Below are 16,779 nucleotides of genomic sequence, written 5' to 3'. Positions count from 1 at the left end.
AGGTCAAAAAAATAATGGAACGATGTTTTAATATGATTGACCAGCAAAACAGCGCAGCGCACACTAGCGCTTATATCGATTCCATTGCAGGTTCTGGCTATGTCTAAAAAAATTGCCGTTATTGGCGAATGCATGATTGAGCTGTCAGAGAAGAACGGGGCCGTTAACCGCGGCTTTGGCGGCGATACCTTAAACACCTCGGTCTATATCGCGCGGCAGACCGATGCCAGCGCACTGAGCGTCCACTATGTCACCGCGCTGGGAACCGATGCGTTCAGCCAGCAGATGCTCGACAGCTGGCAGCAGGAAAACGTCAACACCGATCTTATCCAGCGGATGGCCGACCGCCTGCCGGGGCTGTATTACATTGAAACCGATGACACCGGCGAGCGCACCTTCTACTACTGGCGCAACGAGGCGGCGGCAAAGTTCTGGCTGGAGAGCGATCGCGCGGCGGCGATTTGCGAAGAGCTGGCCACTTTCGACTATCTCTATCTGAGCGGCATCAGTCTCGCCATTCTCAGCCCGGCCAGCCGCGACAAGCTGTTCACGCTGCTGCGTGAGTGCCGCGCCAACGGCGGCAAGGTGATCTTCGACAACAACTATCGTCCACGCCTGTGGGCCAGCCAGGCGGAGACGCAGCAGGTCTATCAGGAGATGCTTGCCTGCACCGATATCGCGTTTCTGACGCTCGATGATGAAGACGCGCTGTGGGGGGAAAAACCGGTTGCTGAGGTGATCGCCCGCACGCATGCCGCCGGCGTGGAAGAGGTGGTGGTGAAGCGCGGGGCGGATGCCTGCCTGGTCTCGGTTAGCGGGCAACCGCTACAGGAAGTGCCGGCTGTCAGGCTGGCCAAAGAGAAGGTGGTGGATACCACCGCCGCCGGAGACTCCTTCAGCGCCGGCTACCTGGCCGTTCGCCTGACCGGCGGCGATGCTGAATCCGCCGCCAAACGCGGACACCTGACCGCCAGCACGGTGATCCAGTATCGCGGGGCGATCATCCCGCGGGAAGCGATGCCGCAGTAATTCTCCGCAGGAAGCGCTCTCCGGCCGCCGCTGGCGCGCCGGAGAGGCGTTAGTTACTGCCCTGGCGGGATGTCGCTGGCCTCGCTGTGGGCGTCAACTGTATCAGCGCTGCCGCTGACCGCCGCGGCCGCCGGATTCGGCGCCATCAGTTTTTCCCACGTGGCCTGCAGCTCCTTCATGTTGTATTCCGGTTCGCCTTTCGGCTGCTGTAGCACCAGCGCCATATCCTGGGACAGCTGCTGACGCAGGTACTGATTCAGCATGTCTACCGTCAGGGAGTTGAGGAACTCCTGGCGCAGCTTCTGATACTGCTCCGGCGCGATATCCACCACCTGATTCTGCAGGGAGCGCATGCGCTGGCTCATCAGAATATCGGTGTCAGTGCGCGCATAGGTGGCAAACAGCCTCTGCAGCTCGAGGCTTTTCTGGGCGATAAGCGCGTCAAACTCCTCCTGCGGCAGGCCGTTGTCCCGCACTTTCGCCAGCTCGCGCGAGACCACGCTCAGGTTGTTGTTCAGACGCTCGCCCGGCGATTCGATGTTGATCGCGCACTGCGCGCGCTGATAGAGCACCCGGCAGTCAAAGCCAAGACCAATATCCTTCACGTTATTTTTGCTCAGGCTCTGCTGCACGTGCCAGAACAGCGCTTCGCGGGCGAGGTCGTCGCGCCAGTAGCGCTGCAGCGCCGCGGAGTCGCGGATTGGCTGCCAGGGCGCATCCCACATGATGGACAGTTTGTCCTGACGCACCGCGCTGGTCATGATGCTGACCGGCACGGTAGGCAGTGGCGATAAGGTCGGCACCGCCGCGGGCGTTTCCCGCTTGCCCTTCAGATCGCCGAAGGTTTTGCTGATTTGCTCAGCGACGCTGCGGCTGTCGACGTTACCGACCACAATCAGCGTCATGGCGTCGGGGGTGTACCATTTATGATAAAAGTCTTTCAGCTGCGCCACGTCTATCGGCTGCTTCAGCGGCGCGGCAGGATCATGGCCCAGCATGGTGGACCCTTTCAGGCGGTAGCGCCACCAGCCCTCTTTGGTATCCAGCGGCCACGTCGCCACCATGTCGCTGCCCTGCAGCGCATGATTGATCGATTCAGGCGTAATGGTCAGCTTACCGCTGGCGTCCGCCAGCCAGCTCAGCGCCTCTTTCAGCAGATCGTTGCGGTTATTGGGCAGACTGAGATTAAACATTGTGTAATCGTAGGAGACGATGGCCGGCGGCAGAGGACGCTTCGGGTCAATACTCTGCTGCCATAAAGAGCGCGCCTGCATCGTCGGCAGGCTGCCGCTTTGCGTCAACGCCAGGCGAGGAACAAAGCGGCTGAAACCACTCTGCTGAGTGCTTTCGCTCAGCGAGCCAATATTCACGGACAGACGGACTTCAATACGGTCGCTGGGACGCTGCGGCGTGGCCAGCACCTGCCACGTCAAACCATTCGCTAAGGTCCCTTGTTGCCAGGCCGGATCAGGCTGGAGCGCTTCTGCCTGCACATAACCGGCCGCCGCTACCATCAGCAAACCGCCCGTTAAGAGTTTAATTGTTGTGCCCTGCATGTGAACCCCTGATGAACATTCCTGGTTACAACAGCACCCCACTGACGGGCTGCCGAAAAAAAGTGAGAGTGAAATACGTCGGTTAGACCACACGGAGACGAAAATGTCGCATGACAACGCAAAATAATCATTTCGTGTCATTTCCGCCAAGCGGAAATGACCTCTAATTATGCGCAGGAGCCCGTACTCCAGCAAGGGAGTACGGGCCTAAGAGGAGGATTTAAGAGGATAATTCGTGCGATTTGTTCGCTGGAACACGGTTATTCAGAACATCATCCATCTGTTTGGCATCGAGTTCTTTGACCCATTTGGCCACCACCACCGTAGCGACGCCGTTACCCACCAGGTTGGTCAGCGCACGGGCTTCGGACATAAAGCGGTCGATACCGAGGATCAGCGCCAGGCCCGCCACCGGCAAATGCCCGACGGCGGAGATGGTCGCCGCCAGCACGATGAAGCCGCTGCCGGTCACCCCCGCCGCCCCTTTCGAGGAGAGCAGCAGCACCACCAGCAGGGTGATCTGATGGAAAATATCCATATGGCTGTTGGTCGCCTGGGCGATAAAGACCGCGGCCATCGTCAGGTAGATGGAGGTGCCATCGAGGTTGAACGAATAGCCGGTCGGGATCACGAGGCCCACCACCGATTTGCGGCAGCCCAGCTTCTCCATCTTGTCGAGCATTCTCGGCAGCGCTGATTCTGACGAGGAGGTTCCCAGCACAATCAGCAGCTCCTCACGGATATAGCGGATAAATTTGAAGATGCTGAAGCCGGTAGCCCGGGCGATACTCCCCAGCACCACCACCACGAACAGAATACAGGTGATGTAGAAGCAGATGATCAACTGCCCCAACTGCACCAGGGTGCCGACGCCATATTTACCGATGGTAAAGGCCATGGCCCCGAAGGCGCCAATCGGCGCCAGGCGCATGATCATATTGATGATGCCGAAGATAACCTGGGAGAAGCTTTCAATGACGTTGAAAATCAGCTGGCCCTTGCTGCCCAGACGGTGCAGGGCAAAACCAAACAGGACGGCGAACAGCAGCACCTGCAGAATGTTGCCGCTGGCGAAGGCGCCAATGACGCTGCCCGGGATCACATCCAGTAAAAAGGCCACCACCCCCTGGTCTTTCGCCTGCTCAGCGTACACCGCCACCGCTTTCGCATCGAGCGTTGACGGGTCGACGTTCATCCCGGCGCCAGGCTGCACCACGTTGACGATAATCAGACCGATAATCAGCGCGATGGTGCTGACCACTTCGAAATAGAGCAGCGCCACCGCCCCGGTACGGCCGACGGCTTTCATGCTTTCCATCCCGGCGATCCCCGTCACGACGGTACAGAAGATAACCGGAGCAATCACCATTTTAATCAGCTTAACGAAGGCGTCGCCGAAGGGTTTCATTTGCGCGCCCAGTTCCGGGTAAAAATGGCCCAGCAGAATACCGATCGCTATGGCCGTCAGAACCTGGACATAGAGGCTTTTAAAGATAGAGGTTTTCATAGGGTGTCCTTTGGGAATAACCACAGAGCAAGAAGGGATATTTGACGTCTGTGGCTTAAAAATAACACCCTGGAAACATTTCAGAAATAACTAACGCCGAAAGTGCAACGCAATTGTTAAAATCTTTGAGCTGACTCGCACAAGTCAACAAAACATTTACAAATTTTCATCCTCACGAACCGGGGAGAGATAGCGCGCGCTGAATGCCTCCAGCGGCAAAGCGCAACCGAACAGATGGCCCTGGAGCACCTCGACGCCCGCGGCTTGCAACCAGCGGTACTGGGCGTCGTTCTCCACCCCTTCCGCCACGATACGCAGCGACAGGCCGCGCGCGAGCTGGATCATCGCCGGCACCATGCTGACATCCTCCGGCAGCATATCGATGAATACTTTATCGATTTTCAGAATATCCACCGGCAGAGCTTTCATCTGCTGCAGCTGGTGCAACCCGGCATAACCCATGCCAAAATCATCCAGCGCAATCTGTACCCCGGCCTCGCGCAGCGGTCGCAACCGCGCCATCACATCCTGCGGATCGTCCATCCGGCAGCTCTCCGTCACCTCGAGGATGAGGGTGCCAGGGGCGATACGGTAGCGGGCGATCAGCTTTAGCATCTCCTCGCCACGGTCGTGTTCCAGCAGCTGGAGCAGGGAAACATTGACCGACAGCGGCAGCATAATCCCCTGGCTTTGCCAGGCCGCCAGCTGGCGGCAGGCCTCTTCCATCACCCAGTAGCCGACCGGGATAATCAGCCCGCAGGACTCAATGCGCTCAATCAGCGACGGTGGTAGCGACCAGCTGCCATCCGCCTGCCGCTGGCGCAGCAGCACTTCGGCGCCGCAGATCTCGCCGCTGGCGCAGGCCACCTGCGGCTGCAGCCAGATAGCGAACTGCTGGTTGTCGAGGGCGGTCATAATGTCGTGCTCTTCCATCAGACGGCGCTGAGCCTTTTCCATCTGCTCGGGATCGAAGAACTCAATCTGGTTTTTGCCTTTACGTCGTGCGGTGACGGCAGCCGACACCGCGCGCCGGTAAAACTGCTCGGCGCTGAGCCCGGCGTGGAACATGGCGATCCCGACGCTGGCGTAGGGGCGCAGCTGCAGCCCATGCAGCGGCAAACGCTCATTAATAATAGTGAGCACTTGCTTACTTAACGTCACCGCCTGCCACGGTTCGGCAAGGCCATCGGCGAGAATCGCGAAGTCATACCCGCTCACCTGAGCCAGCACCATTTGCGGCGGAATGGCGGCTCGCAGCTTCTCCACCAGCGTCAGGAGCAGCATTTCGCGCTGGCTCTCCTTGAGGACCCCGGCGGCATCCTGCAGGGTTTCGCAGGCGACGACGATTAGCGCGGCGCTCTGGGGGCGGGCCACCGTCTGCTCCAGCATCGCCAGCAAAAAGGCTTTATTCGGCAACTCTGAGACCGGGAAGCGGGTCGACTGGATGGACAGTTCATCATGCTGGCGCACCAGGCTCTGCTGGTTGCGGTTATAGCTGCGCACCAGCATACCGATCTCGTCGTCATGGTGCAGGCGCGGGAGCGTTAGCTGATGGCCGAGACGATCCTGCTGGGAGAGATCGTTCAGCTCGCGGGCGATACGCCGCAGGGGGCGCACCATCAGCCGGTTGATGCACCAGGTAAGCGCCACCGTCAGCATCAGCACCAAAAGTAAGTAAGCCGTCACTAACGTAGCAAGGGCGCTCATGACGAATTTATACATGCGGTATGAATCCGCCTGCAGCACGAGATAGGCCAGCGGCTGGGGGTTAGCCGGCCGTTCCAGTGAATAAATAGGCAGCGAAATCTGCACCGGCAGCTCAAACAGCCGGGTGACGGTCACCGGCACCGGCCGCTCGGGGATAAATCGCATCCGCAGCGCCTGGAACTGGTTCGGCAACACCACATCCGCCCGGCTGACGATGCCAGCAGGCTGGATACGGCTTAAAATGGCTTCCGCTTCCGGAATATCGGCTTTCAGAATAGCCGCAGACAGCGGTTCGCGAACGGATCGCGCGATACTTTCTAACTGCGTGGCCGTGGTAAAGCGACTCTGTTGCACAAAGTGAAACAGCAAAATAGTGCAAAAAACCAATACAAAGGCCATGGACACGCTCGCGACCATCGCCATCTGTTTGATTGTAAGTGAACGGCTGACGCGCAACGGTGTTCTCCACTGATACTGAATGCATACCCGGTATCAATCCTTCAATGCCGGTCGTTTCAGGCTGATTATATACTCAAATCCTTCGCCCACGCCCGCGAGGGATGAAGTGACGGGATATTTCCGCGCGGTGGCGCAGACGCCGGGGAAATCGCCCCGGCGGCCGACGGTGGGCAATGCCTCACGAGTATACGCGAAGCGCGTCGTGGAGTGGCGCTCTGTGACGTAATTCAGCCTATTCTGCTACCAGTCGGCGTAGGGCACCAGCGGCTGGGGCGGCATATCCAGATCCCCCTGCCAGCCGGCCGCCGAGTAGCGGACGTAAAGCAGCGCATGGCTCGGGGTGTAATCCTTCGCCTGCTGAATATCGACCGCGGCGCCGACGAACCAGTTGCTGGTCACCCGCCGCTCCACCAGCGCTCTGGCGGTGTAACCGAATCCCTGACTGCTGCTCCCCTCCTCCGTCAGCTCGCTGGCGCGCTGGCGGTAGTCGGACGGGATCAGGTTCAGCAGCGGATAACGGGCTTGCGTCTGGGTGCGCGAATGGGACCATGACACCGACCCGCCGAGCTCCCAGGACCAGTTCTCGGTACGCTGACGCCAGGTCACCGGCACGGCGAATGAGAGATACTCCTGCGGGCTGTAATAGCCGCCCTGGCCGAGGGTGTAACCGCTGAGATCTTTGTCGTAGTGCCAGATCATATTGTTGAGGCCGACGGTGACGCGACGATTATTCTCGTTGATGACCTTGTAGTAGTACCCGGTCATCCAGCGCACGCGCCAGTTATCCGCCACGTTTTTACCGGTCAGCGAATCGGCCCCCAGCGAGGACCAGATGCCGTGCGCTTCGCCCCGGTCATAACTGAGGCTCAGGCCGCCGCCGTCGGCGCGGACGCCGCCCCAGGTGGTGCCGGTATGGCTGCTGCTGTCTTTCTGCCCGCCAAAGGAGAGCAGCGAGCTGGAGATGGGGCGCCGGTGGACGTTGACCGTGTACCCCACCGGCCCGACATCGCTGCTGTAGCTCAGCCCCCCCACCACATCGACGACATTGAAGCCCATCGGGGTGGTGCCGATATCGCCGCTCCAGGTGTCATTCTTCCAGCCGACCGCCACGCTGGCCCCGCTGTCGGTCTGGTTTTTACTGCCGCTGGTACAGGCGATCTCCCCGCAGGTGCCCCAGTTGGGCGAGTAGCTCCCGTCGCTGTGGGTGGAAAAGCTGCCGGCATCCATATTGACCAGATCGGTGCGAAAGAACATCCGGCCATCCGCCAGCGGAGCATCCACCTGCAGCATGGTGGTATGCGCCTTCAGGTCGGAATAGCCGCCGGTGCCGCTGGAACCCCAGAAGTCGTGTTCCAGGGTGACGTTCAGATCCTGCTGGCGATAAAGATCGGCGGCATCGCTACGGATCCCGCGCTTCAGCCAGTCATCCTGGCTGTCGTTGCGCGTCAGCCGCGTAAAGGTATCGTTATTCTGCGGCTGCACGGGGGCGATGCCGGAGGCCACCATCGCCTCCCGGTAGTGCGTCAGCGCCTGCTGCGGCGCCCCGGTCTGGGTGGCAAAGCGCGCGGCATCGCGCAGCACCAACGCGCTCTCCATCGAGGGCGGCTGCGCCTTCGCCTGCGGCACAATCTGGTTAAAAATCTGTTGGGCATCAGCGGTATCGCCAAGGCCGGCTCGCGCCAGCGCGACCCGACGCTGCATATTCATGGATTCGGTCTCTGCGCCTTTCAACTGCATGACCTGCGCCCGGGCGGCCTGTTTATCGCCCTCGGCCAGGTAGACTTCCGCAAGGCCGAGGCGCGCATCGCCATTGTCGGCCTCCTGGCGCAGCACCCGCTGATAGTCGGCAATCGCCGTCTGGCTGTCGCCGCGCTGCTGCGCCCAGTCGGCCAGCGTCAGGTCATAGCGCACCGAGGCGGGCTGCTGTTGGATAAGGGCGATCGCCTGCGCTTCGTTACCGCTGTCGCGCAGCTGGTTGGCCTGGCGCAGCACCCGGTCGCTTTGCAAACGCGCTTCGAGCTCACGAATATTATCCGTCCACGCGCTGCGCGGCAGAGCGGCGATTTGCGCCAGGGCCAGATCGTCCTGGTCGTTTCCCGACAGGTAGAGCCCCGAGGCGTAGACCCGTTCAGCATCCTGCGGCTGGCGGTTGACCATCGCCCGCATCAGCGCGTCGGCCTCCTGGCGTTCACCGGCGCTAACCAGATCGCGCGCCAGACGGTAGGTTATCCACACGCTGTCCGGATCCAGCGCCAGGCGCCGACGCTGGACTTCCGCCGCCTGCGCCCAGTTGCCCTGACTTTCCAGGGCCTGCGCCTGTTTCTCCAGCCGGTCGTTGGTCAGACTGCGCTCAATATCATCGATGCTCCGCCGCTGAGCGGGAGGGAGGCCGGCGATCCAGGCGCTGGCTTTCTCCGGCGATTCGGCGCGATAGAGGTTGGCCAGACCGCGCACCGCCAGATTATTACCGCGATCCAGGCGCAACGCCTGCTGGTAATAGCGCTCCGCCGCTGCCGACTCTTTGCGCGCCGCCGCGACGTCCCCCAATCCCAGCACGGCATAACTGTCGGTGCGATCGACCCGCTGCGCCTGGGCATAATAGTTCTGCGCCTGCGAAAGCTGGCCGGCTTTCAGGGCGTTATCCCCCTGCTTGATCAGCAGCCAGTAACGGTTGGTTTGCAGCAGGCTGTCCCATTTGCCGCGGTTCGGGCTGTCGGGGTCCATGGCAATCGCTTTATTGAGCTGCGCCACTGCCCGCGCGCGATCGCCGCGCTGGGAATAGGCCTGGCCGAGGGCGCCCACCGCATCGCTGTCGCGGCTGTCGGCCTGAACGGCTTTCTGAAGATCCGCGACCGCCTGCGAGGCATTCCCGGACTTGACCGCCGCCAGCCCTTCCGAGCGGGCGCGGAAGGTCGGATCCTGCAGCTGCGCCTGCTGCTGGTCGAGCAGAACGCGGGCGTTCGCCGCCACCGAGCCGGTGGGAAACTGCAGGAGAAATTGCTGCAACGCCTGCACGCTGGCCTTGCTCACCGGCATGCTTTTCACTTCACTGAACCACATGTCGGCGGCGATGCCGCGTCCTGAGGCCGAGCGGGCCATCTCCGCCAGATAGGCAAACCCTTCCTGCAGTTTGTTATCGGCAAACATCTGCTTCGCCAGCGAAGTCAGCAGGCTGACGTTGCCCGGCGCGCTGGCGTTCAGTTTTTTCAACTGGCTGACGCCTTCGCTATGGCGAGCGGGCAGGCGCGCCACCAGCGTCCAGTATTCAATGGCGACGTCAACGTCATCCGGCACCCCGCCGTACAGTTGTTCATAGGCGGCGATGGCTTCATCGACCTTCCCGGCCACGCCCAGCAGTCGCGCCTGCTGCAGCGCCTGCCGGCCCTCGCCGGTGTTGCTTTTCATCTCATTGCGCGACGCCTTCAGCTCCGGGGAGTCCGGCGCCAGCTTCGTCAGTCGTTCCAGCTCTTTTTGCGCCCCGGCGGCATCCCCCTGACGCAGCAGGTAGCGCATCCGCGCGGCAATCAGATCCGGGTTGTTGGGATCAATCAGCTCCAGGCGGTACAGCGACTGGCGCACCAGGTCTTCACGATTACTGGCCTCGCCAAGGCGGACCTGCTCCAGCAGATGCTCCTGGGCAGGCGTCGTCGCCGCCTGCGCTAACGGCAGCAGCGCCACGCCGAGGGACAGCGTGAGTAAACTTAGTGAGAGCTTGCGCATTCCTGGTTCCAGTCAGGTTGTAATTCGCCACCCGCAGTGAAACGAAAACGGTGTTGATCCCAACCCTGGCCGAACAGCGTCAGAACTGCGCTGTAGTAGGCATCCGCGCCGGGATAGTTATCGGCGACGCGCTGGCGTTGCACCGACCGGGCCTCGTCGTCCTGTAAAAACGGTAGCATCACCGCGGAGAAGCCCACGGGCCCCTGGCCGCTGGTTTTGCCGGTGGCGATATTCACTTTCTCCGGCGGTACCCCCTGCTCCGTGGTCTGCGCCGCCATCGGCGCGAAGCGTTGCAGCAGTCGCGCTTTCTGCTTATCGCCATCATGGAGCATGCCCACCCACAGGTAGACGCGAATCGCGTCATAGCTACCGATCAGCGGTTTCTCGGTTTTCAGCTGCCAGCCTTTCCCTTTCTCATAACGCACCCAGTCCGGCGTAAAGCCTTTCGGCGCGGTTTCCAGCAGCAGGCGCAGGTTACTGTCGCGCAGGGCAGGCCACGGCGCGCCAAAACGCACAAAGTAGGTGGCCAGCTGCGGCGGAAGATAGCTGGGGTTAAACCGCCAGCCGCTGTCATCGGCAAAACCGACTTTTCCCGGCAGCAGCATCGTGCCAAGACCGGGCACCGCCACCGTCTCTTCCTCGACAATCCGCGCCAGCAGTGCTTTGCCGGTCTCGGTGTACTGCGGCTGCTGCCACAGGCGGCCCGCCTCCAGCAGCGCCCAGGCTATCCACAGATCCGAGTCGGAGGCCGAGTTGCTGTCCAGCAACGTCCACTGCTCATCGTCCTTTTTGCCCCACAGCCAGCCCGGCAGATGTTGCCGCAGGTCGCCTTCCGCCAGGTTGTTCTGCGTCCAGGTCAGTAGTTTGTCGAACCCTGCGCGATCGTTGGCGGCCAGGGCGAAAAACAGGCCATAGCTCTGTCCTTCCGAGGTGGAGATTTTGCGCGCATCGCTGGGGTCAATCACCCGTCCCTCAGGGCTGACGTACGCTTTTTTAAACTGCTCCCAGGCGGGCCACTGGCAGGCGGCGCTCACCGGGCCCGCCGCCAGCAGCAGCGAGGAGAGCACCGCGCCACAAAGTACTTTCATCATGGTTTATTCATCATCCAGGCTAAGACGGCGGCGACTGATGATGCGCAGCATGCGCCACAGCACCCACGCCAGCAGCACAATACTGATAGCGGCGAAGATCGCCAGCAGTATCGGGTGGTTAGAGAGCGCGAACCAGATGCGCTCGAACCAGGGCAGATGACCCACGTAGTAGATATCCCCTACCCGCAGACTGTTGACGCCGGACTCGCGGATCACCGCTACCGAGCCAAACATTGCTGCCCGCTTACCGCTGTCGTTGAGGGCGTTGGTCAGCAGTTCATTACCGCGCGGGCTGTCGGCCAGCAGGGCCACCACGCTGCGCTGATCGTTATACGGCGACTGGAAGCCAATCACCGCCGCCATCGGCCCGGAAGAGGTAATGTCGGTGCGGGTATTGGGCGTGCGGGCATCGTCATCGGGATAAATGCTCGCCAGGTCATAGTGGCGCATCGGCATTTTCACCCAGCTTTTGGTCGCCTCGACCAGCAGGTTGATTTTGGTGTCGTCCTTGAGGGACGACGGGATCGCGCCGATCAGCAGCAGATCCGCATCTTTGTTCTTGATCTGGTTGCCATCGTCGGTCATCTGCAGATTAATCGCCGCCAGACCGGTCTGCGAACCGATACCGCCCAGCGCCTGCAGCAGCGTCGCCACCTGGCCCTGGGTCGGCGCTTTCGGCACCACCACCAGCGTGTCGGAGAGGTCGGCCATACGGCTGTAAGGGAAGCCCGCATTGGCGAAGACGCGCAGGTCCGGCAGGGCGATAAAGTGATAATACTTCGAGAAGTCGATGGTCGAATCGTCGCCAATCACCACATGGTTCTGCACCGGCTGGAAGGTAATACAGTTGTCGATGGAGCCGCCCGGCATCGGGTTCATGTACTGGAAGTCAAAGCGCAGCTGGTTGACCGCCCCGAGACGCAGCGCGGGGATGGTGACCTCTGATTTGCCGTCCAGCAGCCCCTGCAGCACCGGCAGGCGCAGGATCAGTTTGTTCACGTCCTGAGCGCTGTTCAGGCTGAACGACTGCAGGAACTGGTCGTTGAGGCTGATATCCATCCGCGAACTGTCCTTCACCGGCGGCATGGTGTAGCGATATTTCAGATCCATATCGATGCCGTTGGCCCGCAGCAGATAGAGATCCGGCGGCAGATTAAGCGCCACGGTGATGGCATCCGGCACCAGCCCGCTGGACTGCAGCTGTTGCTCATAGGTTTTCAGCTCAGCGAAGGTGACCGAGCGGTCGGTGCGCACCCAGTTCGGTGCGTCGTAAGGCTGACGCGGCTGCAGGGTTTTGATGCCGTCCACGGTGACGCTGCTGCCGCGGAACAGAATATTGCCCTGGGCAATCCCCTTCGCTGCCAGCAGCAGATCGTTATCATCGCGGCCGAAAATCACCAACAGCTTGACGTAAGGATCGTTCGGGTTGTCGATCATTTCGATGGTCGGCGCCTTGACCGGCGGATGATCGCGCAGGAAGTCCGGGCGCTTGTCGTTGGTGGCGAAGACAATGGCGTTACGATCCGGCAGTTCGTTGAAATAGACCGGGAACTGCTGGCCGCGCCAGCCGGCCTTGCTGCCGAACCAGGAGGCGACAATCGCCGCCGCCTGCTGCTGGGCCACCGCTGGCGAGCCCGGGAAAATCATCGGTAGCGTCAGCGGGCGGTTATCGCGCGGATCGTAGAACGGCACCGGGAAGTGTGACAGATCGTTATGCACCTTCAGCGACTGGTAGGTGAGATCCAGATAGCTTTCGCGCCCGACGTCCAGCCACAGCGTGCTGCTGGCGGGGTTTTCGCAGACATCGCGGTAGTGACCGACAAACTCCAGCCGTACGCGGTTGAAGTCGGTGATGTACAGCGGGTCAATCGGCAACTGCGCGCGGATCTTTTTCCCCAGCTGCTCTTTGGTCACGGGCAGGACGCCCATCAGCTCATCGTTGAGATAGACTTTCAGCTGCGACTGCACGGGCAGCAGCGAAGGCGATGGGGTGTATTCCAGGTTGAGCAGCGCGTTGGCGACCAGCTCATCGCTGCGCATGCCGAATTCGACCGACGCGTCAGGCCGTGAGCCGCGCAGCACGATGCTGCCGGGCGGCGGCGCGATGGTGGCAAAAGTCAGCTTCACCTCCCGCTGCGGGACGTTCTCGGCCACCGCCGCCGGGGCGGTCGGTTCGGCAAGGGCCGCCGTTGGCTCGCCCACCACGATCGGCGCGCCCGGGGTCGCTACCTGCGGCTGAACGCCAGGGGCGGCGTTCGCCACGACGGCTGGCGCCGCATAAGAGGCCAGCGGATACCAGCTGCACATGCCCACCGCTACTGCACACATCCAGGAAAGTTTTCTTTTCATCGCATTATCATCATTGTTGAGCCATTGCCGGGTCTGCGGAGAGCGTCGGCGCGGCGCGTTCAGGGCGTCGGGGTACAAACGACACTATCCAGGCCACCAGCGAAGTGAGCGCGCGGAAAACCACCTTCACCGACGGCGGCGAAAACTCCGCCAGGTGACGATAGCCACGGAAGCCCAGCTTGAGGATATCCAGCAGGCTTTCCATCGGCTTGTCTTCCGGGAAGCTATCCTGCCAAAGCGCCCACGTATCAGCGCGGGCAAACGTACACTGCACAAAATCGATATGCTGTTGGTTGGTCAACGGCAGTAGCTGGAGCCCCACCTCGCTGCCGTTGACCCGCGCGACCCTTACCGGGAAGGCATATTCCTGCTGTCCTCGTTTGAGCAACAGCCGGGCGTTCTGGCCTTCCAGCACCTGCGCGTCGCCGTGAATTTTGATCCCCAGCCCGCCGTCGGAATAGTCGTGAACCGTGCAGGAGAACAGATGGCCATCTTCGCGGGCAATCGCCGCCGGCATGCTCATTTCGACACGATGCGAACGGCGAACCTGCTTGCTTTCGACCGAGACCGCCACCGCGCCGCCAAGAATAATCAGGTTGTAGAACACCCAGACAATACTCACCCAGACGGTGAGAATTTCGTTTTCCGGGCCATACATAAATCGCCAGATCCCCACCGCGACGCCGACCAGATTGAGCAGTACAAGGTAGATATAGGGCCGGGAGATCACCCAGTCGACATACTCTTCTTCCACCAGCCCGCCCTTCGCGGTGACGTTGAACTTACCTTTATGCGGGTTAATCAGCGCCACAAAGGTGGGCGGCGCGATATACCAGGCCAGCACCGTCTCGTAGATTTCACTCCAGAACGAATGGCGGTATTTGCCCTGAATCTTCGAGTTGGTCAGGCTGGCGTGGATCATGTGCGGCAGCACGAACAGCGCGATCATCAGCGCGGGCGCATAAATGATATAGGCATGGAGCAGCAAAAAGGCCAGCGGCGCCGTGAGGAAGATGAGGCGCGGAATACCGGAGAGGAAGTGGAGCATGGCGTTAGCGTAGCAGACGCGCTGCGCCAGCTTCAGGCCTTTGCCAAACAGCGGGTTATCGAGCCGGAAAATCTGCACCATCCCGCGCGCCCAGCGGATGCGCTGGCCGATATGCGCGGACAAACTCTCCGTCGCCAGCCCCGCCGCCTGCGGGATCCGCATATAGGCTGAGGTGTGTCCCCGCCGGTGCAGACGCAGAGAGGTATGGGCATCTTCGGTTACCGTTTCGACGGCTATCCCGCCAATCTCATCCAGCGGGCCGCGACGGATAACGGCACAGGAGCCGCAGAAGAAGGTGGCGTCCCACATGTCGTTCCCGTCCTGCACCAGGCCGTAGAACAACGTCCCTTCGTTCGGCGTTTTGCGAAAGCGGCCAAGGTTGCGCTCAAAGGGATCGGGCGAGAAGAAGTGGTGCGGGGTCTGCATCATCGCCAGCTCTTTCTCTTTCAGGAACCAGCCCATGGTCATCTGCAGAAACGAGCGCGTCGGCACATGGTCGCAGTCAAAGATCGAGACGAACTCCCCTTTGGCGTATTTCAGCGCATTGTTGATGTTACCGGCCTTGGCGTGCTCGTGGCTGGTACGGGCGATATAGTGCACCCCGACATCTTTGGCAAACTGGCGAAACGCTTCCCGTCCGCCGTCGTCGAGGATCCAGATGTTCAGCTTGTCCTTCGGCCAGTCGATGCCCTGCGAGGCGTAAATGGTGTTTTTCACCACGTTGAGATCTTCGTTATAGGTGGGGACGAAGATGTCCACGGTTGGCCACAGATCCATGTCCTCCGGCAGCGGCACCGGCTGGCGGTTCAGCGGCCAGACCACCTGGAAGTAGCCCAGCACCAGCACCACCCAGGCGTAGGTCTCTGCGAACAGCAGAATGATCCCGCACACCAGGCTTACCGGGTCGTTCCAGTTCAGCGTCGAGGTGTAGCGCCACCAGATATAACGGCACGACACCGTCAGCGACAGCACGATAAGCATCAGCGCCGAGAAACGCCCCGGGATGCGCCGCACCAGCAGCGCCACGCCCCACAGCAGCATCAGGAAGATAAACTGCGACAGCGGGTTAAAGGGCTGCGTAATACACATTAGCGCCAGCACCAGCGAGCAGAAGGTCACCCCCCCAAGGATTGCCCGGCGCAGCTTCGGATTAAGGTGCGCCAGCTCTTTCTGTTTATCCAGATGGCCGGTGCGGGCGTTCACCTGTTCAGGCAGTTTCTCCAGCCATTGCGTATAGCGACCGTGCACCCCTTCCAGGGCCGCCAGCGAGCGCCAGTTGACCTTTTTTTCCGGCTCCGGCACGCGCGTCGCCAGCAACCACAGGGATTGCAGCAGGTAGCGCAGCGGATCCAGCGGACGCGGGCGATGCGGATTAATATGGGGAAAATAGGTTTCATGGTGGGCCAGAATCGCCTGCCAGCGCGGCGTCTCCAGCGGCATCAGCGCCCAGACCAGCGACGCCCACAGACAGCCAAGCGACGCCGAAAGCCAGGAGGCCCCGTGCTGCCGATAGTCGTCATAGCGCGCGCGCAGCCGTTCCCCCACCGGCGGAGCCAGCAGCAGCGTGCTGAGGCGGATCATGCCGGCCTCCCGCCGGAATAGTGGATCAGGCACCAGTTCGCCAGGGTCAGCACCTCTTCCGCCGCCAGGGAGTCCTGACGATACTCCCCAAGAGGCTGTTTCGCCGCCAGGCACTCGGCCATCGCCTCGTCGCGGTGAATCGTCACCGGCAGGATGCGCGGCTGGCTCTCCAGCCACAGCTGGTAGAGATCTTCCTGCAGCTGGCTGCCGACCCGCAGGTCGTTAATCAGAATGTCGCTGTTGGCCGGGAGGGGCTGCTGGTGTAGACGGATATGGCTATTGGCGTCGGGATGAACCACCACCAGCGTGCGATCGCACAGCGTCAGCAGCTCGCGGGTTAATGGCGAATAACCGTTCGGCAGATCCAGCAGCAGCCAGCGGTACTGACTCTGCAGCTGCTGCACAGCCTCCGCCATCGCCCCCAGCGCGGGCTGCAGCTGGTCAGCATTTTCTCTTTCGCCGGCGCTGAGCTGGCCAAACGGCAGCAGATCGATATGTTGCGTATAGCGCAGACCCGCGTCGCGCCAGTCCCGGCCGTCGAGCAGCGCCCGCGCCCAGCCGTCCTGATGATGGACATCGGTATTGAAAAAAAAGCGCAGCATATTATCCGGGCTGGCGTCGATCGCCAGCACCGTTTCACCGAGCAATTGCAGCGCCCAGGCGAGTGCAGCCGTAATGGACGTGACGCCAGTCCCCCCGCGCACGCCCTGTAATCCCAGAATAGCCATCTCC

Annotated in this window: 9 protein-coding genes; 1 reads left to right on the top strand and 8 read right to left on the bottom strand. The window is 61.3% G+C overall.

Going from position 1 to position 16,779, the window contains the following annotated elements:
* Nucleotides 1–99: 99 nt before the first annotated feature.
* On the top strand, nt 100–1,029 hold the full coding sequence (kdgK, locus tag SP68_RS01165) for a 2-dehydro-3-deoxygluconokinase (protein ID WP_012967094.1): 930 nt from the start codon (nt 100–102) through the stop codon (nt 1,027–1,029).
* Between the two features lie 53 nt (nt 1,030–1,082).
* On the opposite strand, the gene SP68_RS01160 is transcribed toward kdgK, so the two are convergent.
* The 8 genes from SP68_RS01160 to bcsQ all read right to left on the bottom strand — a co-directional run bounded on the left by SP68_RS01160 (nt 1,083) and on the right by bcsQ (nt 16,775).
* Entirely contained in the window at nt 1,083–2,585 is a 1,503-nt protein-coding gene (locus SP68_RS01160; protein ID WP_008806921.1) for a M16 family metallopeptidase, read from the bottom strand.
* A 220-nt stretch (nt 2,586–2,805) separates the two neighbouring features.
* Nucleotides 2,806–4,092: a dicarboxylate/amino acid:cation symporter gene (locus tag SP68_RS01155; RefSeq protein ID WP_008806920.1), complete on the bottom strand. Its 1,287-nt coding sequence runs from the start codon at nt 4,090–4,092 to the stop codon at nt 2,806–2,808.
* A 156-nt stretch (nt 4,093–4,248) separates the two neighbouring features.
* Nucleotides 4,249–6,255 (bottom strand): biofilm formation regulator HmsP, encoded by a 2,007-nt coding sequence (hmsP, locus tag SP68_RS01150; protein WP_016161933.1) that lies wholly within the window; start codon nt 6,253–6,255, stop codon nt 4,249–4,251.
* Between the two features lie 243 nt (nt 6,256–6,498).
* On the bottom strand, nt 6,499–9,978 hold the full coding sequence (gene bcsC / locus SP68_RS01145; protein WP_040968934.1) for a cellulose synthase complex outer membrane protein BcsC: 3,480 nt from the start codon (nt 9,976–9,978) through the stop codon (nt 6,499–6,501).
* Nucleotides 9,960–11,069 (bottom strand): cellulose synthase complex periplasmic endoglucanase BcsZ, encoded by a 1,110-nt coding sequence (gene bcsZ, locus SP68_RS01140; protein ID WP_040968935.1) that lies wholly within the window; start codon nt 11,067–11,069, stop codon nt 9,960–9,962. Before bcsZ ends, bcsC begins: the two co-directional genes overlap by 19 nt.
* A 3-nt stretch (nt 11,070–11,072) precedes the next feature.
* The gene (gene bcsB / locus SP68_RS01135) at nt 11,073–13,418 is read right to left on the bottom strand and encodes a cellulose biosynthesis cyclic di-GMP-binding regulatory protein BcsB (protein WP_008806916.1); all 2,346 of its coding nucleotides are present in this window, start codon (nt 13,416–13,418) and stop codon (nt 11,073–11,075) included.
* A gap of 10 nt (nt 13,419–13,428) precedes the next feature.
* A complete protein-coding gene (gene bcsA / locus SP68_RS01130) occupies nt 13,429–16,047 on the bottom strand; it encodes a UDP-forming cellulose synthase catalytic subunit (protein ID WP_012540356.1) in 2,619 nt (872 codons plus the stop codon).
* The gene (gene bcsQ, locus SP68_RS01125) at nt 16,044–16,775 is read right to left on the bottom strand and encodes a cellulose biosynthesis protein BcsQ (RefSeq protein ID WP_022064695.1); all 732 of its coding nucleotides are present in this window, start codon (nt 16,773–16,775) and stop codon (nt 16,044–16,046) included. The genes bcsA and bcsQ overlap by 4 nt, the downstream gene beginning before the upstream one ends.
* Between the last annotated feature and the right edge of the window lie 4 nt (nt 16,776–16,779).

The organism is Klebsiella variicola (assembly GCF_000828055.2).
GTDB lineage: Bacteria > Pseudomonadota > Gammaproteobacteria > Enterobacterales > Enterobacteriaceae > Klebsiella > Klebsiella variicola.
This window is presented reverse-complemented; position numbering and strand designations above follow the sequence as displayed.